This window comes from Allobosea sp. 47.2.35 (genome assembly GCF_024655635.1).
GTDB lineage: Bacteria > Pseudomonadota > Alphaproteobacteria > Rhizobiales > Beijerinckiaceae > Allobosea.
On record NZ_JANLGI010000030.1, the window covers coordinates 1 to 19,581 of the forward strand.

The window sequence follows — 19,581 nt, forward strand, 5'->3', positions numbered from 1 at the left end:
GCCGATATCGGCCGATATCGGCTGCGCGCTCCTCCTGGCATGCGGCTCCTCCAAAGCCCATCGAGATCCCTCCGGATTCTGTTAGAGGCTCTTAGACCTCCCGCGCGATGCATCGTCGCAAAATTCGTCCGAGGCAAGCAATCTTCTGCAGCGATCCGGCGCCAGCGTCGTAGCATTCACAGCCCTTGCTCGGAAAGCGCGCAGGAAGCTGCGTGATCCGAAGCGGGAATTCAGGCGAGCGGCATGGCGAAGGGCGCACCTTCGAAGGCATCGGAGCCGCGCCCGATTCGTTCGATCGCGCGGGTCATCCGGCCGCGCCGCCCGAGCGCTGCATCGGCCAGCGCGACCAGCCGGGCATTCGGCGTGGCAGAGGGGGCGGCGGCGCGCAGGGCATCGGCAACTTCGTCCTCGTCACGCTGCGGTCCAAGCGCGCAGGCGGCGATGTAGGCGGCGGCTGTCGAGCGGCTGATCCCGGCCCAGCAATGGATCACCATCGGCTCCGCGCGGTCCCAATCGCGAACGAAAGTCAGCAGCCGCGCCATATGCTCCTGCCCCGCGAGGACATGGCCGTCCAAAGCCTGGTTGATGTCGGACATGCCCAGGAAGAGATGCCGTTCGGGAGCGATCCCGGCCGGCCGCGCGACGATCGTCCCGACATTGATCAGCGTCACGAGATGCCGGGCGCGGACGGCTGCAACCGTTTCATCAAGCCGCGACAGCGGGGAAACGTGAAGAGTGGGCAAGAACGGGCTCCGGTGGGATGGCAGACGATAGCATGATCGACAGTGTCGGCATCTCCATGACATGGAGGCGCAGCTCCGATCGATCCAGCGCCGAAAGGCTCCCCATGAATCTGTGGTTCCGCCTGATCTGGCTCTTGCTGACGACGCGCTTCCGCCCGCGGCTCGACCTGCCGGGTGATGCGTCAGTCCTGCCCTTCAGGGTCTGGTTCCACGATCTCGACACCAGCCTGCACATGAATAACGGCCGCTACTGGACGCTGATGGATCTTGGCCGGCTCGACCTGATGCTGCGCAGTGGCCTGTGGCGGGCGGTGCTGCGTCATCGCTGGCTGCCGGTGGTCAATGCCGGCACGATCCGCTTCCGCCGCGAGATGCGCCTGTTCCGCCCGTTCCGGGTCGAGACGACGATCCTGTGCTGGAGCGAGAGCTGGCTGGTGATGCAGCATCGCATGCTGATGCAGGGCCGGGACGGCACCGAGATCGTCGCGGCGGTCGCGCTGGTCCGGGCGGCGCTCTATGACAAGAAGGCGCGCGCCTATGTCCCGGTCGTGCGCTTGCTCGGCGAGATCGGCGTCACCGCTGAGAGCCCGGAGCCGAGCCCGGAAGTCGCGGCTTTTCTCGCTTCCGAGGACGCCATGCGCATCGCCGCCTCGGCGGCTGCCTGAGGGTTACTCCGCCGCCAGCCGCGTTGCCCGCCACTGTGCCAGCAGCGCGCGCAGCGCCGCGGGCTTCAGCGGCTTGTTGAGCAGATGGACGTCGAGAGCGTTCGCGGCCTCGCGGACATGCGGCGTCCGGTCGGCGGTGAGCAGGATCGCCGGCATCGGCGTGCGGGCCCGCGCCCGAAGTGCGCTGATTGCGGTCAGGCCGTTGCCATGGTCGAGATGGTAATCGGCGATCAGCACATCGGCCTCGCCCTTGCTGCCGACATGGGGCAGCGCCTCTTCGAGGCTGCCGGCGATGGTGACGCGGCAGCCCCAACCCTCCAGCAGACGCTTCATGCCGTCGAGGATGGCGGGCTCGTTGTCGAGCACGAGCAACCGCATGCCCGCGAGCTGGCCCGCAGGCGCATTGCGCGGTGCGGCGGCCGTCGTCATCGCGGGCAATGGTGCGGCGCGCGGGACCGAAATCGAGAAGCGCGTACCGCGTCCCGGCGCCGAATCGAGCGTCAGCCCGTGGTCGAGGGCGCGCGCGATGCGCTGCACGATCGAGAGCCCGAGCCCTAAGCCCCGCGCCACCTTCGCACCCTGGTCGAGCCGCTGGAACTCGCGGAACACGGTCTTCTGCTTGCTCTGGGGGATGCCGAGCCCGGTATCGATCACCTCGACCGCGACCTGGCTGCCCCGGCGGCGGCAGCCGATCAGCACCTTGCCGCTGGGCGTGTACTTGATCGCGTTGGAGATCAGGTTCTGCAGCAGGCGGCGTAGCAGGCGCCGGTCCGAGCGCAGCGTCAGGCTGGTCGGCATGAAGATGAGCTTCAGGCCCTTTTCCTGGGCGCTCGGCTCGAATTCGCGCTGGAGCTGCCGCATCAATTCGTCCAGCCGGAAGGAGGAGAGTTCCGGCTTGAGCGCACCGCCATCGAGCCGCGAGATCTCCAGCAGCGCCGTCAGGATCTCCTCGACGGCATCGAGCGAGGCGTCGATATTCTCCGCAAGCTCGGGCTGCCCGCCGGTGCGGTCGCGCTCGACCAGCGAGGTCGCATAGAGCCGCGCGGCGTTGAGCGGCTGCAGGATGTCGTGGCTGGCGGCGGCGAGGAAGCGCGTCTTCGAGGCATTGGCGGCCTCGGCCTCGGCCTTGGCGCGTTGCAATTCGGCATTGACGTGGAGCAGTTCCTCGGTGCGCTCGGCGACGCGGCGTTCGAGGCCTTCGTTGGCGCGTTCGAGCTCCTCCTCGCCGGCGACCGTGTCGGTGATGTCGGTATAGGTCGTGACGAAGCCGCCATCCGGCAGCGCGTTGGTGCGGACCTCGATCACCTTCTTCGACGGGTAGAGCTTGAGGCGCACCGGCTCGCGGTCGTTGATGAAGCTTTCCAGCCGCGCCGCCATCAGCTCATCGCGCGCGCCGGTGCCATAGGCGCCGCGGGCCGCGTTGAAGCGGACGATCTCGTCGAGCCCCGTGCCGAACCGGACCAGCGAGGCCGGCAGGTCGTAGAGCTGGATGAAGGCCTGGTTCCAGGCGAGCAGGCGCAGGTCCCGGTCGAGCACGGTGATGCCCTGGCCGGCATGGTCAAGTCCGTGCTGGAGAATGTCGCGGTTGTACTGGAGCGCCGCCGAGGCGTCGTCGAGCAGCTTGAAGGCGGCTTCGGTCGAGAGATTGCGCCGCTTCAGCAGGAGCGACAGCACGAGGCGTGAGGAGGCAGCACCGATCGCCGAGGAGAGCAGGTGCTCGCCGAAGCGCAGCAGATGGATATCGGCCTGGCGCCCGCTTTCAGAGGCCTCGCCGCGGCCGCTGTTGAAACCCTCGAAGGCACGCTGGGTCCGCTCTGCCCCGAGATAGCGCGCGATGGTCGATTGCAGCTCGCCCTCGGTGATGGTGGTGCGCCAGAGCGAGAAGGACTGCGCCATCGTCGTCGGCTGGGATTCGACGAAGGCATTGGCCTGCAGTCGCTCCATCGCATTGGCCGGCCGCAGCAGCGAGAAGCCGATATAGGCGAGGACGTTGAAGCTCAGGCTCCAGAACACGCCGTGCGGTAGCGCCGGCCAGTCCAGCCCGAACAGGCCCTCCGGCCGGAAGATGCCGGCGCCGAACGGGCCATGCACGACGATCTCGCTCCACCAGCCGCCGGGCAGGGCGAGGCTCGGCATCAGCAGCGTATAGGCCCAGACCAGCGTCCCGACCGTGAGCCCGGCCACGGCGCCCAGCGCCGTGCCGCGCCGCCAGAACAGCCCGCCGAAGAAGGCCGGCGCGATCTGCGCCGTTGCCGCGAACGAGAGCAGGCCGATCGAGACCAGGGCCGCCTCGCCGGAAGCCCGGTAGTAGAGATAGCCGAGCAGGATGACGACGAAGATGCTGACGCGCCGGATCACCACCACCTGCGAGCCGAGATCGCCGCCGAGATTGCTGTTGCCGTCGCCGCGCCTGCCGAACAGCCGGACGGCGCGCCCGGGATCGCTCAGGCCGCGCCGGCCGCGCAGCAGCAGCGGCATGACGAGATGGTTGGAGATCATGATGGCGAGCGCGACCGAGGCGACGATCACCATCGCGGTCGCGGCGGAAAGCCCGCCGACGAAGACGAGCAGCGCTATCATCCCGGCCTCGCGCTGCAAGGGCAGCAGCAGCACGGTCATGTCGCGGTCGACGCCGCTGCCGGGGATCAGGATCTCGCCGGCTGCCGCCAGCGGCAGCACGAACAGGTTGATCAGCACGAGATAGAGCGGGAACATCCAGGCCGCGCGGCGTACGTCGCGGACGTCGCGGTTCTCGACGATGGTCATGTGGAACTGCCGGGCCAGCAGCAGCGCCGCGCAACTCGACAGGAAGGTCAGCGTCAGGAAATTCGGCCAGCTCGATGTGCGCTCCCAGATCGGCGGGGCGCCATTGGCCGGATGGGCCGCCCGCGCCAGCAGATCGCCGGCACCGCCGAACAGCCCGTAGACGATGAAGAAGCCGAGCACGAGGAAGGCGACGAGCTTGATCAGCGATTCGACCGCGATCGCCAGCACGAGCCCGTCCTGATGTTCGGTGGCGTCGATATGGCGGGTGCCAAAGGCGCAGGCGAAGCCGGCGAGCACGATCGCGACGAGGAAGGGCAGGTCGCTCAAGACCGGCACGTCCGGCGTCGGTGGATGGCCGCCCGTCGCTGCGAGGAAGACCGAGAGCGAATTCGCGACGGCCTTGAGTTGCAGCGAGATATAAGGCAACGCGCCGATCACTGCGACGAGGCAGACCAGCGCCGCCACGCGCTCGCTCTTGCCGTAGCGCGCGCCGACGAAATCGGCGATCGAGGTGATGTTCTGCGACTTGGCGATGGTGACGATGCGGCCGACGAAGCGGTGGCCCAGCCCGATCACGAGGATCGGTCCGACATAGATGCCCAGGAAGTCGAAGCCCGCGCGATTGGCGAAGCCGACCGAGCCGTAGAAGGTCCACGAGGTGCAGTAGACGCCGAGCGCCAGCGCATAGACCGTGGTGCGCGCCCGGCCGCTCATCAGCTTGCGCCCGGAGGTGTCGGCCATATGCGCGACGGCGAAGAGCCCGCACAGATAGGCCAGCGCCACCAGCACCACGGACCAGGCGGGGATCATGCCGCCCTCGCGGGTGCCGTATGCGAACGAGGCCGGGATGCAGGCGCCATGGAATTCCGCTTCTTGGTTTCGCGCAGAGTATCGGACGGCTTGTCCGCTCGCCATAGGCCATTGGCGCAAGTCCTCAGGCCGAATTCATCCCCAGTTCTTTGCGTTTCTGGCCGATCAGCGCCGTCATTGCTGCGTTTTCGGGCTTTCCCTGTTCTGCGCCGCTGGTCTAGCGTCCGGATCAGGCTGTCGGGGTAGCCTTGCCGATTCTCAAGGGGTGTTTCATGTTGGAAGAATTCAAGAAATTCGCCCTGAAGGGCAATGTCGTCGACCTCGCTATCGGCGTCATCATCGGCGCCGCGTTCAGCCGGATCGTCGACTCGCTCGTCTCCGATATCATCATGCCGTTCATCGGTGCGCTCGGCGGCGTCGATTATTCGAACTACTTCTTCGGCCTCAACAGCGCCGTCACCTCGCCGATCCTCTCGGAAGCCAGGAAGCAGGGCGCGGTTCTGGCTTATGGCAACTTCGTCACGGTGGCGATCAACTTCATCATCATCGCTTTCGTCCTGTTCATGGTCGTCAAGGGCATCAACAAGCTGCAGAAGAAGCAGCCGGCGAAGGAAGAGGCTCCCGCCGCCAAGCCTGAGGATGTCGTCCTGCTCGGCGAGATCCGCGACCTGCTCAAGCAGAAGCAGGCCTGATCCTGCCCCTCGCGCGGCCGTGAATCATCACGGCTGCCGATCGACCCGATCTCGCGATTTCATGCCTCGCCGCGCCGTGATCGGCTAAAGGTGGGGCACTGAATTTCGCGAGGCCGAAACCTATGAACAGCGCCATCCTGCCGGGCAGTACCCTGCTTGCCGAGCTCCGTCCGGAAGCCCGGAACGCGCCGGAAAGCGGGATCGTCGAGGTGGTCAATCATGGCCGCCTCAAGCAGGGCCTGATCCCGCTCTGGGTGGGAGAGGGCGACCTCTCGACTCCTGCCTTCATCGCCGACGCCGCGGCGCGCTCGCTCGCTGCGGGCGAGACCTTCTACACCTGGCAGCGCGGCATTCCCGAGCTGCGCGAGGCGCTCGCCCGCTATCACCAGCGCCTATATGGCGGCGCCTTCTCGCCGGAGAGCTTCTACGTCACCGGCTCGGGCATGCAGTCGGTCCAGATCGCTGTGCGGATGATCGCCGGCCCCGGCGACGAGATACTGATCCCGACCCCGGCCTGGCCGAATTTCGGCGCGGCCGTCTCGATCAGCGGCGCAAACACCGTCTGCGTCCCGATGACCTACGCGCAGGGCCAGTTCACCCTCGATCTGGACCGGCTTGCCGCCGCGATCACGCCGCGCACCCGCGGTATCCTGGTGAACTCACCGTCGAATCCCACCGGCTGGACCGCGACCAAGGCCGAGCAGGAGGCGCTGCTCGCACTCTCGCGCAAGCACGGCATCTGGATCGTCGCTGACGAGATCTATGGCCGCTTCATCTATGACGGCTCGGAGCGGGCGCCCTCCTTCCACGACATTATGGAGGCCGAGGACCGCGTCATCTTCGTCCAGACCTTCTCGAAGAACTGGGCGATGACCGGCTGGCGCATCGGCTGGATCGAGGTGCCCGTCGCGTTCGGGCAGGTCGTCGAGAACCTGATCCAGTATTCGACCTCCGGCTCGCCGGTCTTCGTCCAGCGCGGCGCCATCGCCGCCCTCGACGAGGGCGAGGGCTTCGTCGCCGAGCAGATCGCGCGCGCGGCCGAAGGGCGTCGCATCGTGTTCGAGGGCCTGAAGGCGACGAACCGCGTCACGCTTTCGGCGCCGGTCGGGGCGTTCTACCAGTTCTTCTCGGTCGATGGCCGCGAGGATTCGCGCAAGCTCGCGCTCGATCTGGTCGATAGCGCCAATGTCGGCCTCGCGCCCGGCACCGCCTTCGGCCCCGGCGGCGAGACCGGCCTTCGTCTCTGCTTCGCCCGCAAGTCCTCCGATCTGATCGAGGCCGTCGCGCGCCTGCAGAAGGCACTGGCCGCGGCCTGAGGCCAAGGCGGACGGCGCAACGCCGCCTTGCATCTGGTGGGGAGCGGGTCGGTTGACCCGCTGCCGGACCATCGCCATGAACGCCCGGCGCCGCCTGTTCCCGGCGCGGCGGGAACGCGATGAAACCGTTCGGCTACCCCACGAACCGGCTGGTCATCCTCTGGCGGGAAATCCTGGTCATCGCGCTGGCGACCGTCGGTGGCGGGGCCTTCGCTCTGCTCGGCATGCCGGCGGCCTGGCTCTCCGGCTCGATGCTGATCAGTGCGGCGGTCGCGCTGGTGCGCCCGCTGCCGAACCTGCGCCGGCCCTGGTTCGATTCCACCATGGTGCTCTCCGGTGCGATCCTAGGCTCGGCCGTGACGCCAGAGGCTCTTGCCGCTGCGGCGCGCTATCCCGCCTCTCTCGTTCTCCTCCTCGTCGGTGCCACGGCGATCATGCTCGCGACCGGCGCCTATCTGCGCCATGTCGCGCGCTGGCCCTGGATCGATGCGCTGCTGGCTTCCGCACCCGGCGCCTTGTCGACCGTGCTGGCGGTTGCCCAGGAGAAGGGCGCCAATATCGGCCGCATCTCGGTCGTCCAATTGTTCCGCCTGCTCGTCCTGGTCGCGCTGCTGCCGAGCGTCATGCAGCTGAGCGGGGCTGCTGCCGGCATGCCGGTTCCCGATATCAAATCTGTCGATGCCGGCACCATGTTCGGCGTCGCCATGGCGGGGCTGGCGCTCGGTCTCGTCTTCGAGCGGATCGGCCTATCCGCTCCGCTGATGTTCGGCGCCACCTTCGCCAGCGCGGCCCTGCATGGCAGCGGGCTCGTCGAGGGCTCGTTGCCGATGCCGATCCAGATCGCCGTGCAGGTCCTGCTCGGCACCACCATGGGCGGGCGCATCGCCCATATCCCGCGCGACGAGTTGAAAGGCCTTTTCCCGCTCGCCATCGGCGGCTTCGCGGTCTCGATCGGCGTTGCCTTCCTGTTCGCCTGGCCGGCGGCCTGGCTCGCCGGCGTGTCCTATGCCAGCGGCATGGCGGCCTTCGCGCCCGGCGGCCTGGAAGCGATGGCGATGCTCGCCTTCGCGATGGGGCTCGATACGCTCTATGTCGGCGCGCACCATCTCGTGCGCTTCGTCGCGATCGGGCTGGCGATGCCGCTGGTGCTCAGCCGTGTGAAGAACGCGCCGCCACCCTGACCGCCTGAACGAGCGTCCTCAGGCCGGCCGCACGGCCCCGTTCGTATGCGTCATGACTGAATACAGCGAGGTCGTGCCGCAGATGAACAGGCGGTTGAGCTTCGGCCCGCCCCAGCAGACATTAGCGGTGATCTCCGGGATATGGACCTTGCCGATCAGCGTGCCGTCGGGATGGTAGATGTGAACGCCGTCGGCGGCGCTGGTCCAGATGCGCCCCTCGATATCGAGGCGGAAGCCGTCGAACAGCCCGGCCGTGCAGGTGGCGAAGACCTTTGACTCGCCGAGCGCGATGCCGTCCCGCCCCATCCGGAAGCTGCGGATATGCCGCGGCCCGTTCTCGGGATCGTGGCTTCCGCCGGTATCGGCGATGTAGAGGATGCTCTCGTCCGGCGAGAAGGCGAGGCCGTTGGGCTTGACGAAATCATCGGCGACGATGGCGATCTCGCCGGTGCGACCATCGATCCGGTAGACGTTGCAGGCGCCGATCTCCCCGGGCGACTTGTCGCCCTCGTAGTCGCTGAGGATGCCGTAATCGGGATCGGTGAACCAGATCGAGCCGTCCGATTTCACCACGGCGTCGTTCGGAGAGTTCAGTCGCTTGCCGCCGAAATGGCTGGCGAGCACCGTGATCGACCCGTCATGCTCCGTGCGCGTCACCTGCCGCCCGCCATGCTCGCAGGTGATGAGCCGGCCCTGCGCATCGACCGTGTTGCCGTTGGAATTGCGCGCCGGCTGCCGGAACGTGCCGACCTGGCCGCTCAGCGCGTCGTAGCGCAGCATGCGGTCATTCGGGATATCCGACCAGATGAGCGTGCTATGGGCCGGGAACCAGGCCGGCCCCTCCGACCAGCGCGCGCCGGTCCAGAGCCGCTCGACCCGGGCGGAGCCTGGAACGACGCGATGGAAGCGTGGATCGAGGACCGTAACCCCCGTGCCTTCGAGCTGGCCGAACATACCAAACCTCCCTGAAATCCTGGCCGGAGCATCTCCGCCCGTGCGGGGCAGGGCAATGCCTTAGAGCGCAAGCCCCGCATCCCAATAGGGCGTGGCGCCATAGAGCTCGCCGAGATAATCGACGAAGGCGCGCACCTTCTGCTCCATGTGCCGGCGGCTCGGATAGACCGCATAGACCGCGACGCGCGAGCCGACCGCATAGGCCGGCAGGACGCGCTGCAGCGCTCCCGACTTCAGCTCCGGCCCGACATCCCAGGTCGAGCGCAGGGCGATGCCGACGCCGCCGAGCAGCGCCTCGCGCACGACCTCGCTCGAATTGGTTCGGAGGGGACCGGTGACCCGCACCGAGACCGGCCCTTCCGGTCCGTCGAGCCGCCAATGATCGGCGTTATGCGCGATCAGGGTATGGCGCGACAGCTCGGCGATATCGGAGGGTGTTCCATGCTCCGCCAGATAGCCCGGCGTCGCGCAGAGCACCCGGTGATTGCGGGCAAGCCTTTTTGCCACGAGGCTCGAATCCTGAAGATCCGCGATCCGGATCGCCAGGTCGAAGCCCTCGCCCACGACATCGACGAAGGCGTCGCTCAGCACGAGCTCGACCGTCACCAGCGGATTGACGTCGAGGAAGCGCTTGAGATGAGGGGCGACATGCATCCGGCCGAACGAGGTCGGTGCCGAGACGCGCAAGGTGCCGCGCACCTGCCCGGCGCCGCTCGACACCCAGGACTCCGCTTCCTCGATCGAGGACAGGATCGAGACGACGCGCTCGTAGAAGCCCTGCCCGGCCTCGGTGAGGGCAAGCTGCCGCGTCGTGCGCTGGAGCAGGCGCACGCCGAGCCGCTCCTCCAGCCGGCGGATGCGCTTCGAGATCACGGCCGGCGACAGGTTGAGCTGCCTGCCGGCGGCCGACATGCTCTTGGTCGTCACCACATGTGCGAACACGTCGAGATCGCCGAACCGGTCCATCGCCACGCCACCTTTTCCAATCCGGAAATAATGGCTGGCTTTGGCCGCACTGCAAGTGCCATTGAATTGATCTAATCTGCCGCGCAGACAGAATGCGTGCGTGGCGTGCCACGAGTCGTCGAGACGGGAGGGGAGAGATGAGCGCGATAGCCTTTCCGGTGCCGGATGCCGGCATTCTCGCCCGCCGCGAATCGATCATCGCCGGCTTGGCGCGCCTTGTCCCGCCGCAGGCGTTGATCACCAGCGACGACGAGCGCCGCCCTTACGAAACCGATGCGCTGACCGCCTATCGGCGCATGCCGCTCGCGGTCGTGCTGCCCTCCACGACGCAGGAGGTCGCCGCCGTGCTGCGCTATTGCCGGGAGGAGGGCGTGCCGGTGGTGCCCCGCGGCTCCGGCACCTCGCTCGCCGGCGGCGCGATCCCGCAGGAGGACGCGGTCGTGATCGGCGTCTCCAAGATGAATCGTATCCTCGCGATCGACTATGCCAACCGCGTCGCGCGGGTCGAGGCCGGCGTGACCAATCTTGCGGTCACCGGCGCGGTCTCGGCCGAGGGCTTCTTTTACGCGCCCGATCCGTCCTCGCAGCTCGCCTGCTCGATCGGCGGCAATATCGGCATGAACTCGGGCGGGGCGCATTGCCTCAAATACGGCGTCACCACCAACAACGTGCTGGGCGTGACCATGGTCATGCTCGACGGCTCGGTCGTTGAAATCGGCGGCGCCCATCTCGATTCCCCCGGCTACGACCTGCTCGGCCTGATCAACGGTTCGGAGGGCCAGCTCGGCATCGTCACCGAGGCGACGGTCCGCATCCTGCGTACGGCCGAGGGCGCGCGGCCCGTACTCTTCGGCTTCCCGACCAGCGAGCAGGCGGGCGCTGCTGTCGCCGCCATCATCGGCGCCGGCATCATCCCGGTCGCGATGGAGTTCATGGACAAGCCGGCGATCGAGATCTGCGAGGCCTTCGCCAAGGCCGGCTATCCGATGGATGTCGAGGCGCTGCTGATCATTGAGGTCGAAGGCTCGGACGACGAGATGGACGCCCAGCTCGCCCGCATCGTCGCGATCGCAAGGGAGCACCGTGTCTCGACGGTCAAGGAATCGAAGTCGGCGATGGAGGCGGCGGCGATCTGGAAGGGTCGGAAATCGGCTTTCGGCGCGACCGGCCGCATCGCCGACTATATCTGCATGGACGGCACGATCCCGACCGGGCAGTTACCCTATGTGCTCAAGCGCATGGACGAGATCGTGAAGGGCTATGGCCTGCGCGTCGCCAATGTCTTCCATGCCGGCGACGGCAATCTCCATCCGCTGATCCTCTACAACTGCAACGACCCAATCGAGGCGCAGAAGGCGGAGGATGCCGGCATGGACATCCTCAAGCTCTGCGTCGAGGTCGGCGGCTGCCTGACCGGCGAGCACGGCGTCGGCATCGAGAAGCGCGACCTGATGACCTTCCAGTTCAATCCGGAGGACCTCGCCCAGCAGATGCGGGTGAGGGCGGTGTTCGACGAGCGCTGGCTGCTCAATCCGGCGAAAGTGTTCCCGCTGGAAGGCAGGGTGGCGGCGTGATCGTCCATACTCCCACTACCGAGGCGCAGGCCTGCGCCGTCGTGAAATCGGTTATCGACAGCGCCGTGCCGCTCACCCTGCGCGGGGGCGGCACGCGTGAGGGCCTCGGCCGCCCCGCCCAGGCTGCCAGTACGCTCTCCAGCGCGGGCTTGACCGGAATCACGCTCTACGAGCCGGCCGAGATGGTCATCGCCGCCCGCACTGGCACGCCGCTCGCCCTCGTGCAGGAAACGCTCGCCGAGCGCGGCCAGATGCTGCCCTTCGAGCCGATGGATCATCGCGCTCTCTATGGCAGCGAGGGCGAGCCGACGATCGGCGCTATAGCGGCCTGCAACATCTCCGGCCCGCGCCGGATCAATGCCGGTGCCGCCCGCGATTCCCTGATCGGCGTCAGGCTGGTCAATGGCCGCGGCGAGATGATCAAGTCCGGCGGGCGCGTGATGAAGAACGTCACCGGCCTCGACCTGGTGAAGCTCCTCAGCGGCAGCCACGGCACGCTCGGCTTCCTCACTGAGGTCACCTTCCGCGTGCTGCCGCGGCCGGAGCGCATCGTCACGCTGCAATGGCGCGGCCTCTCCGACAAAGTGGGAGTTGCGCTGCTGGCGAAAGCGCTGGGCTCGCCCTTCGAGCCGATGGCGGCGGCGCATCTCCCGGCCCGGATCGCTGGCGGGGAGGCGCTGACCCTGCTGCGTCTGGAGAATTTTTCGGACTCGATCGATTACCGTGCCGGCGAACTCGCGCTGCTGCTCGACGACTATGGCACGCCCGATCGGCTGGAAGGTACAGCACCGACCGAACTCTGGGTCGATATCCGCGATGCGGCCTTCTTCGCCGGGAGTGGTGAGGCGATCTGGCGGCTCTCGCTTGCGCCGACCAATGGTCCGAACGCCGTCGGGGCGATCACGCGGATGATCCCGGCCGCGCGCTGCTTCTACGATTGGGGCGGCGGGCTAGTCTGGCTCGCGGTTCCCGCCTATGGCGATGCTGGCGCCGCCGCGATCCGCGCCGCGCTGAAGCCGCTCGGCGGTCATGCGACGCTGGTGCGGGCGCCCGATTCGATCCGCGCCGCCGTCGACGTGTTCCAGCCGCTGGCCGAACCGCTGATGCGGGTAACGGCCGGCATCAAGAAGAGCTTCGACCCCGCCGGCATCTTCGAATCCGGGCGGATCTATGCGGGGATCTGATGACGCTCGCCGATAGCCTCCCCACTGAGACCCGCGCCAACTGGGCGCCCAACCGGCTTAGCCCCGCCGCACTGGTTCTGGCTGCCGCGTTGCTGATCGCGGGCGTCGCTATGATCCTGTTCTGGATGGGCCGCGAGCCGATCTGCAAATGCGGAGACATCAAGCTCTGGCAGGGCACGGTGATGTCCTCCGAGAACTCCCAGCACATCGCCGACTGGTACACCTTCTCGCACATCATCCACGGCTTCCTGTTCTACGGCCTGTTCTGGCTGATCCGGCGCCTGACCGGCTTGCCGATTTCCTTCGGCCTCGCACTCCTGCTCTCGATCCTGCTCGAAGGTGCCTGGGAGATCGCCGAGAACACCGATGCCGTGATCAACCATTACCGCTCGGCGACGATCTCGCTCGATTATTACGGCGACAGCGTCCTGAACTCGGTCAGCGACATCCTCGCGATGGTGCTGGGCTTCTTCTTTGCCCGCCTCGCTCCGGTCTGGCTGACGGTGACCAGCGCGCTGGCGATGGAGCTCATCGTCGGCTGGCTGATCCGCGACAACCTCACCCTCAACGTCATCATGCTGCTTTGGCCGATGGACTGGATCAAAGCCTGGCAGGGCGGGGCCTGAACAATGCAGACCAACTTCACCCCCGAGCGCCTCGCCTCCGACCCGCGCATGCCGGCCTCGGAGAAGATCCTGCGCACCTGCGTGCATTGCGGCTTCTGCACCGCGACCTGCCCGACCTATCTGCTGCTCGGCGACGAGCTCGATTCCCCGCGCGGGCGCATCTATCTGATCAAGGACATGCTGGAGAACGGCAAGCCGGCCACCTCCGAGGTGGTGAAGCATGTCGACCGCTGCCTCTCTTGCCTCTCCTGCATGTCGACCTGTCCTTCGGGTGTGCACTACATGCACCTCGTCGACCATGCTCGCGCCCATATCGAGGAGACCTATACGCGCTCCTGGCATGACCGCCTGTTGCGCAAGGTGCTGGCGGCGATCCTGCCCTATCCCGGCCGCTTCCGGGCCGCGATGCTGATGGCGCTGCTCGGCAAGCCGTTGGCGCCCGTGCTCGGCGTCATCCCGGTCGTCGGCTCGCGCCTGAAGGCGATGCTGGCGCTGGCGCCGGCGCGCCTGCCGACGCGCTCCGCCATGGAAGGCCCGCAGAACTTCCCGCCGTCGGCCGAGCGCAAGCGCCGAGTCGCGCTTCTCTCCGGCTGCGCCCAGCCGGTGCTCGATCCCGCGATCAACGAGGCGACGATCCGCCTGCTCAACCGGCATGGCGTCGAGGTCGTGCTGCCGAAGGGGGAGGGCTGCTGCGGCGCGCTCGTTCACCATATGGGCCAGGAGCACGATGCGCTCGCCTTCGCCCGCGCCAATATCGACGCCTGGACGGCGGAGATCGACGGCGAGGGGCTCGACGCCATCCTGATCACGGCCTCCGGCTGCGGCACGACGATCAAGGATTACGGCTTCATGTTCCGCAACGAGCCGGCCTATTCCGAAAAGGCGGCGAAGGTCTCAGGCCTGACCAAGGATGTCACCGAGTTCCTGGAGACGCTGGAGCTTGCTCCGGTCCGCGATGTCGCGATGCCGATCGCCTATCACTCGGCCTGCTCGATGCAGCACGGCCAGCAGCTCAAGGACGGACCGAAGCGGCTGCTGTCGGGCGCCGGCTTCAAGGTCAAGGAGGTGCCGGAGGGCCATATCTGCTGCGGCTCGGCCGGTGTCTACAACATCCTCCAGCCCGAGATCGCGGGGAAGCTCCGCGAGCGCAAGATCGGCAATATCGAGCGGACGAAGCCAATCCTGGTCGCGACCGGCAATATCGGCTGCATGACCCAGCTCGCGAAGGGTTTTGCCGACAAGGGCGCGACGACCCCGGTGGTGCATACCGCCGAGCTGCTGGACTGGGCGACCGGTGGGCCATTGCCCGAGAAGCTGGCGCGGGCCGGGATCGAGGATCGGCCTTTGCGGGCGCAAGCCCTGGCGGCGGCCGAGTAGTCGAGCTTGCCCCTCGCGCCTGTACGGTCTAACCCGCAGTCAACTTTCCGTTGATTGTCCGAGCTCGCCCCATGTCCGCCGACAAGACCGCCCCTGCCAAGCTGAAGGCCCGCCAGCCACGCGGCTTCGTCGATCGTGGCCCGGCCGATGTCGCCGCCACCGAGCGCATGCTCTCCGTGATCCGCGAGAGCTTCTCGGTCTATGGCTTCGACCCCGTCGAGACGCCCTTCGTCGAGTACACTGACGCGCTCGGCAAGTTCCTGCCGGATCAGGACCGGCCGAACGAGGGAGTCTTCTCCTTCCAGGACGATGACGAGCAGTGGCTCTCGCTGCGCTACGACCTGACGGCGCCGCTCGCCCGCTATGTCGCCGAGAATTTCGACGCGCTGCCGAAGCCCTATCGCAGCTATCGCGTCGGCTATGTCTTCCGCAACGAGAAGCCGGGTCCGGGCCGCTTCCGCCAGTTCATGCAGTTCGACGCCGATATCGTCGGCTCCGGGACTGTCGCAGGCGATGCCGAGATCTGCATGCTTGCCGCCGACACGATGGAGAAGCTCGGCATCAAGCGCGGCGACTATGTCGTGAAGGTCAACAACCGCAAGGTGCTCGACGGCGTGATGGATGCGGCCGGGATCGACCCTGCCGCACGCCTGACCGTGCTCCGCGCGATCGACAAGGCCGACAAGTTCCCGTTGGAAGAGGTCCGCAAACTCCTCGGCGAAGGCCGCAAGGACGAGAGCGGCGACTTCACCAAGGGTGCAGGCCTGTCCGGCGCCCAGTCGGATCGCATCCTCCGCTATCTCGAACTCGGTCAGAAGCTCGCCGAGCTGGGCAAGACGAACGCTCAGGACAGCGAAGGCTCTGCCAAGCTCTCGGCAGCGGCGCTCATCGATCTGCGCGGTCTTGTCGAAGGAGCCGAGAATGGCCAGGCCGGCATCGCGGAGCTGGAGCAGATCCGCGAACTGATCACGGCGGCCGGCTATCTCGGCCGGATCATCATCGACCCCTCCGTCGTTCGCGGGCTCGAATACTATACCGGCCCGGTCTACGAGGTGGAGCTGACCTTCCCGGTCACCAATGACGACGGGCAAGTGGTGCGCTTCGGCTCGGTCGCGGGTGGCGGGCGCTATGACGGCCTTGTCGGCCGCTTCCGTCCCGAGCCCGTCCCGGCGACCGGCTTCTCGATCGGCGTTTCGCGGCTGTTCTCGGCGCTGAAGGCGGTCAAGTCGCCGATCGTCGACAGCCGCAACGAACTCCCGCTCGTCGTGGTCACCGCGATGGACAACAAGTCGCCGGAATTCATGCCGGGCTATCAGGCGATGGTCTCAGAGCTGCGTCAGGCCAAGGATGCGGACGGCAAGCCGTTGCTGCGCGCGGATCTCTATCTCGGCGCTTCCGGCTTCAACGCCCAGATGAAATATGCCGACCGGCGCGGCGCGATCTGCGCGATCATTCAGGGCTCGTCGGAGCGCGAGGCCGGGACCGTCGTCATCAAGGACCTGATCCTCGGCGCCGAGCTCGCGGCCGCCAGCCGCGACGTCAAGGATTCCGCCGAGCACAAGGTCAAGCAGGCCGAGGCCCAGTTCGCCGTGCCGGTCGCGGAACTGGTCGAGGGTGTGAAGCGGGTGCTGGCGCGACATTCGTAAAGGGCGCGGGGAACCCTTCTCCCGTGTGGGAGAAGGGCAGGGATGAGGGCCTGCCGCTGACGATTGGTGCGACGACTGCGTCGCGCCTTCTGTCCAAACGACACATCCTTATCCGGTGCTCCGCGCCACCTTCTCCCCTCCGGGAGAAGGAGAAGAGGGCGTCTCGCTTCCCGCGACCGTTCGATTCCCATTCACCCATTTCGCTCAAATCCCTCGAAAATTCGGCGCACCACTGCTAGGACGGCGCTCGCAACAGGACAGGACGAGCCGTGCCCGCAAGCCGCGCCAGCATCGAGACCGTGATCGCGCTCTTCGCCGGCGAGGGCTATGCCCATGCCGAGCCGGCGATCCTGCAGCCGGCCGATGTCTTTCTCGATCTCTCCGGCGAGGATATCCGCCGCCGCATCTTCATGACGCAGGATGCCGACGGCCGGGACTGGTGCCTGCGGCCCGAATACACCATTCCCGTCGCGCTCGATCATATCGCCTCGGGCAAGACCGAGCCTGCGGCTTACGCTTATGCCGGCCCGGTCTTCCGCATGCGTTCGGGCGAGCCCGGCGAGTTCCTGCAGGCCGGCCTCGAATCCTTCGGCCGTGATGATTTCACCGCGACTGACGCCGAGATCATGGCGCTGACCATCGAGGCGACGGCCATGCTTGGCCTCGCCGAACCGCGCATCGTCATGGGCGATGTCGCCGTGCTCGGGGCGCTGCTCGATGGATTGAACGTGCCGCAGGGCGCCCGCCGCCGTCTGGTCCGCGCCGTCGTGCAGGGCAAGGGCGCGGACGCGATCGACGCGCTCGATCCGCCCGCAGCCGAGGGCGAAGCCGCCCATGCCGGCCTGCTCAAGGCGCTCGAGGGGCAGGACCCCAAGGCCGCTCGCGCCTTCGTCGAGGACGTGCTCTCGATCGCCGGTATCTCGACCGTCGGCGGCCGCTCCGCCGCCGATATCGCCGAGCGCTTCCTGGCGCGCGCCGCCGAGCGGGAGAACCCGGTCAATGGCGACGTCAAGGCGCTGCTGGCGCAGGTGCTCGCCGTCTCCGGCGATCCCGATGCGGCTTCGGCCTCGCTGCGCGCGCTTGCCGATCAGGCCTCGCTCGATATCGGCCGCCAGCTCGACGCCTTCGACGAGCGCACCGGCTTCCTCGCCGCGCGCGGCGTCGATATCGGTGCGATCCGCTTCTCGGCCGGTTTCGCCCGCAATCTCGACTACTATACCGGCTTCATCTTCGAGCTTCACGACACGGCCCGCGGCGACGGCAAGCCCGTTGCCGGCGGCGGCCGCTATGACAACGTCCTCCGGCGCCTCGGCGCGAGCCGGGCGATCCCGGCCGTGGGCGCCTCGCTCTGGCTCGACCGCCTGACGGGAGACGCCGCATGAGCCAGATGCCGGATAACGACGCCCCGCTTGTCCTCGCCGTCCCCTCGAAGGGCCGCCTGCAGGAGAACGCCACGGCCTTCTTCGGCCGCGCCGGACTGAAATTCGTCAAGTCGCGCGGCGAGCGCGACTATCGCGGCGCCATCGCCGGCGTCGACGGGGCGGAAGTCGCGTTCCTCTCTGCATCCGAGATCGTCGCGCAGCTCTCCTCCGGCGCCGCCCATATCGGTATAACCGGCGAGGATCTCGTCCGCGAGCAGCTCTCGGATGCCGATGCGGCGGTCGAGATGCTGACCCCGCTCGGCTTCGGCCACGCCAATGTCGTCGTCGCCGTGCCGCAGGCCTGGATCGACGTGCGCAACATGGCCGATCTCGACGATGTCGCCTCCGCCATGCGGGCGCGCCACGGCAAGAAGCTGCGCGTCGCCACCAAATACGTGAACCTGACCCGGCGCTTCTTCGCGCAGCACGGCCTCGCCGATTACCGCATCGTCGAAAGCCTGGGCGCGACCGAAGGCGCACCGGCCGCCGGCACGGCCGAGATCGTCGTGGACATCACCACGACCGGCGCCACGCTCGCCGCCAATGCGCTGAAGGTGCTCGATGACGGCGTGATGCTGGCCTCCGAGGCCAATCTCGTCGCCTCGATGCAGGCTCCATGGGGCGATCGCGCGAAGGCCGCAGCCAAGACCATCCTGTCGCGGATCGCGGCGGAGGAAGAAGGGCGCACGCTTCGCGAGGTCCGCGCGCGACTCGATCTCGCTCCGGGTGCGCTCACCGCGCTGGAGGAGCGCTTCGGCGCGCGCCTGCCATTCGGCGCGCCAGCCTCGGGGACGCCGCTGACGCTGCACTGCCCGGACAAGGTTGTCTTCGCGCTGGTCGAGCATCTCGACGGGCTCGGCGCCGACGATGTGACCGTCAGCGCCCCGGCCTATGTCTTCCGCCGCGCGAACCGCCTTCTGGAGCGCTTGAACGCCCGTATCTGATGCTGCGCGGCAGCATCGGAATGACGGGATCGCCCGCGCTTCAGCCTTGATCCCGAACCAATTGGCCTCTAGGCGTGTTAACCGGTTTGGCGGCACGCGGCGCTGCCGTGCGAGTGAATGCAGGTAAGACGATCATGATCCGACGCCTTGGCCTTGCGGCCGTGATTGCGGCGCTTGCCGCGCCGATGCTGATGTCCGGTGAGGCGATGGCGCAGAGCCGCCAGAAGATGCCGTCGCGCACGGAACTCGGCGGCGGGAATACGCCGATTCCGATGCCGCAGCAGGAGAAGACCTTCCCGCTCGGAGCGAGCTGGAGCGTCGTGGCGCTGAACGGCAAGCCGGTCAAGGACCGCCGCGCGACCCTGCTTGTCGACCAGAATCTGCGTGGCACCGGTTTCGGCGGCTGCAACACCTTCTCGGCCTCGGCTTATCCGCTGCGCCAGCAGGGCTTCGCGGTCGGTCCAATCGCGGTGACCCGCCGCAGTTGCGACAAGGGTCTGCTCGATTTCGAACGGGCCTTCCTGATGGCGCTGCGCGCGACCCAGAAATGGGATCTGGTCAGCGGCCAGCTCGTCCTGAAGGGCGGGGCCGGCGAGCTGACCCTCAGCCGCTCGCTCTGAGGCTGTTCCTCTCCTTGGGAGAGGTTCTCGGCGCAATCGATGGATAAGAAAAAAGGGTCGCGCGAGCGACCCTTTTTTGTTTCGTTGCGCCATGCC

At 67.3% G+C, this 19,581-nt stretch carries 16 protein-coding genes; 12 read left to right on the forward strand and 4 right to left on the reverse strand.

Going from position 1 to position 19,581, the window contains the following annotated elements:
• Nucleotides 1-230: 230 nt before the first annotated feature.
• Nucleotides 231-743, reverse strand: a complete 513-nt coding sequence (locus NUV79_RS23205) for a tyrosine phosphatase family protein (protein ID WP_257735442.1) — start codon at nucleotides 741-743, stop codon at nucleotides 231-233.
• A gap of 104 nt (nucleotides 744-847) precedes the next feature.
• Between NUV79_RS23205 and NUV79_RS23210 the strand changes: the two genes are divergently transcribed.
• Nucleotides 848-1,408 (forward strand): thioesterase family protein, encoded by a 561-nt coding sequence (locus NUV79_RS23210; RefSeq protein WP_257735443.1) that lies wholly within the window; start codon nucleotides 848-850, stop codon nucleotides 1,406-1,408.
• A 3-nt stretch (nucleotides 1,409-1,411) separates the two neighbouring features.
• Here the strand turns inward: NUV79_RS23210 and NUV79_RS23215 are convergent, their stop codons facing one another.
• Complete coding sequence (locus NUV79_RS23215) at nucleotides 1,412-4,984, reverse strand: hybrid sensor histidine kinase/response regulator (RefSeq protein WP_257735444.1); 3,573 nt, start codon at nucleotides 4,982-4,984, stop codon at nucleotides 1,412-1,414.
• A gap of 272 nt (nucleotides 4,985-5,256) precedes the next feature.
• Between NUV79_RS23215 and mscL the strand changes: the two genes are divergently transcribed.
• The 3 genes from mscL to NUV79_RS23230 all read left to right on the forward strand — a co-directional run bounded on the left by mscL (nucleotide 5,257) and on the right by NUV79_RS23230 (nucleotide 8,173).
• Complete coding sequence (gene mscL, locus NUV79_RS23220) at nucleotides 5,257-5,676, forward strand: large conductance mechanosensitive channel protein MscL (protein WP_257735445.1); 420 nt, start codon at nucleotides 5,257-5,259, stop codon at nucleotides 5,674-5,676.
• Nucleotides 5,677-5,798: 122 nt separating this feature from the next.
• Complete coding sequence (locus NUV79_RS23225; protein ID WP_257735446.1) at nucleotides 5,799-6,992, forward strand: pyridoxal phosphate-dependent aminotransferase; 1,194 nt, start codon at nucleotides 5,799-5,801, stop codon at nucleotides 6,990-6,992.
• A gap of 119 nt (nucleotides 6,993-7,111) precedes the next feature.
• On the forward strand, nucleotides 7,112-8,173 hold the full coding sequence (locus NUV79_RS23230) for an AbrB family transcriptional regulator (protein WP_257735447.1): 1,062 nt from the start codon (nucleotides 7,112-7,114) through the stop codon (nucleotides 8,171-8,173).
• 18 nt (nucleotides 8,174-8,191) lie between these two features.
• On the opposite strand, the gene NUV79_RS23235 is transcribed toward NUV79_RS23230, so the two are convergent.
• Together NUV79_RS23235 and NUV79_RS23240 are read right to left on the reverse strand one after the other, a co-directional pair.
• Nucleotides 8,192-9,127 carry an SMP-30/gluconolactonase/LRE family protein gene (locus tag NUV79_RS23235; RefSeq protein WP_257735448.1) on the reverse strand — a complete coding sequence of 312 codons (936 nt, stop codon included), beginning with the start codon at nucleotides 9,125-9,127 and terminating at the stop codon, nucleotides 8,192-8,194.
• Nucleotides 9,128-9,187: 60 nt separating this feature from the next.
• Entirely contained in the window at nucleotides 9,188-10,093 is a 906-nt protein-coding gene (locus NUV79_RS23240; protein WP_257735469.1) for a LysR family transcriptional regulator, read from the reverse strand.
• Nucleotides 10,094-10,230: 137 nt separating this feature from the next.
• On the opposite strand from NUV79_RS23240, the gene NUV79_RS23245 reads away from it, so the two are divergent.
• The 8 genes from NUV79_RS23245 (at nucleotide 10,231) to NUV79_RS23280 (ending at nucleotide 19,485) form a co-directional block, all read left to right on the forward strand.
• Entirely contained in the window at nucleotides 10,231-11,667 is a 1,437-nt protein-coding gene (locus tag NUV79_RS23245) for an FAD-binding oxidoreductase (RefSeq protein ID WP_257735449.1), read from the forward strand.
• A complete protein-coding gene (locus NUV79_RS23250) occupies nucleotides 11,664-12,851 on the forward strand; it encodes an FAD-binding protein (RefSeq protein WP_257735450.1) in 1,188 nt (395 codons plus the stop codon). Before NUV79_RS23245 ends, NUV79_RS23250 begins: the two co-directional genes overlap by 4 nt.
• Entirely contained in the window at nucleotides 12,851-13,477 is a 627-nt protein-coding gene (locus tag NUV79_RS23255; protein ID WP_257735451.1) for a DUF2585 domain-containing protein, read from the forward strand. Before NUV79_RS23250 ends, NUV79_RS23255 begins: the two co-directional genes overlap by 1 nt.
• 3 nt (nucleotides 13,478-13,480) lie before the next feature.
• The gene (gene glcF / locus NUV79_RS23260) at nucleotides 13,481-14,854 is read left to right on the forward strand and encodes a glycolate oxidase subunit GlcF (RefSeq protein WP_257735452.1); all 1,374 of its coding nucleotides are present in this window, start codon (nucleotides 13,481-13,483) and stop codon (nucleotides 14,852-14,854) included.
• A 71-nt stretch (nucleotides 14,855-14,925) separates the two neighbouring features.
• Complete coding sequence (gene hisS / locus NUV79_RS23265; RefSeq protein WP_257735453.1) at nucleotides 14,926-16,500, forward strand: histidine--tRNA ligase; 1,575 nt, start codon at nucleotides 14,926-14,928, stop codon at nucleotides 16,498-16,500.
• Nucleotides 16,501-16,769: 269 nt separating this feature from the next.
• Nucleotides 16,770-17,882, forward strand: a complete 1,113-nt coding sequence (locus NUV79_RS23270; protein ID WP_257735454.1) for an ATP phosphoribosyltransferase regulatory subunit — start codon at nucleotides 16,770-16,772, stop codon at nucleotides 17,880-17,882.
• Nucleotides 17,883-17,887: 5 nt separating this feature from the next.
• Complete coding sequence (gene hisG, locus NUV79_RS23275) at nucleotides 17,888-18,865, forward strand: ATP phosphoribosyltransferase (RefSeq protein ID WP_257735470.1); 978 nt, start codon at nucleotides 17,888-17,890, stop codon at nucleotides 18,863-18,865.
• A 134-nt stretch (nucleotides 18,866-18,999) separates the two neighbouring features.
• The gene (locus NUV79_RS23280; RefSeq protein WP_257735455.1) at nucleotides 19,000-19,485 is read left to right on the forward strand and encodes an META domain-containing protein; all 486 of its coding nucleotides are present in this window, start codon (nucleotides 19,000-19,002) and stop codon (nucleotides 19,483-19,485) included.
• Nucleotides 19,486-19,581 lie beyond the last annotated feature (96 nt).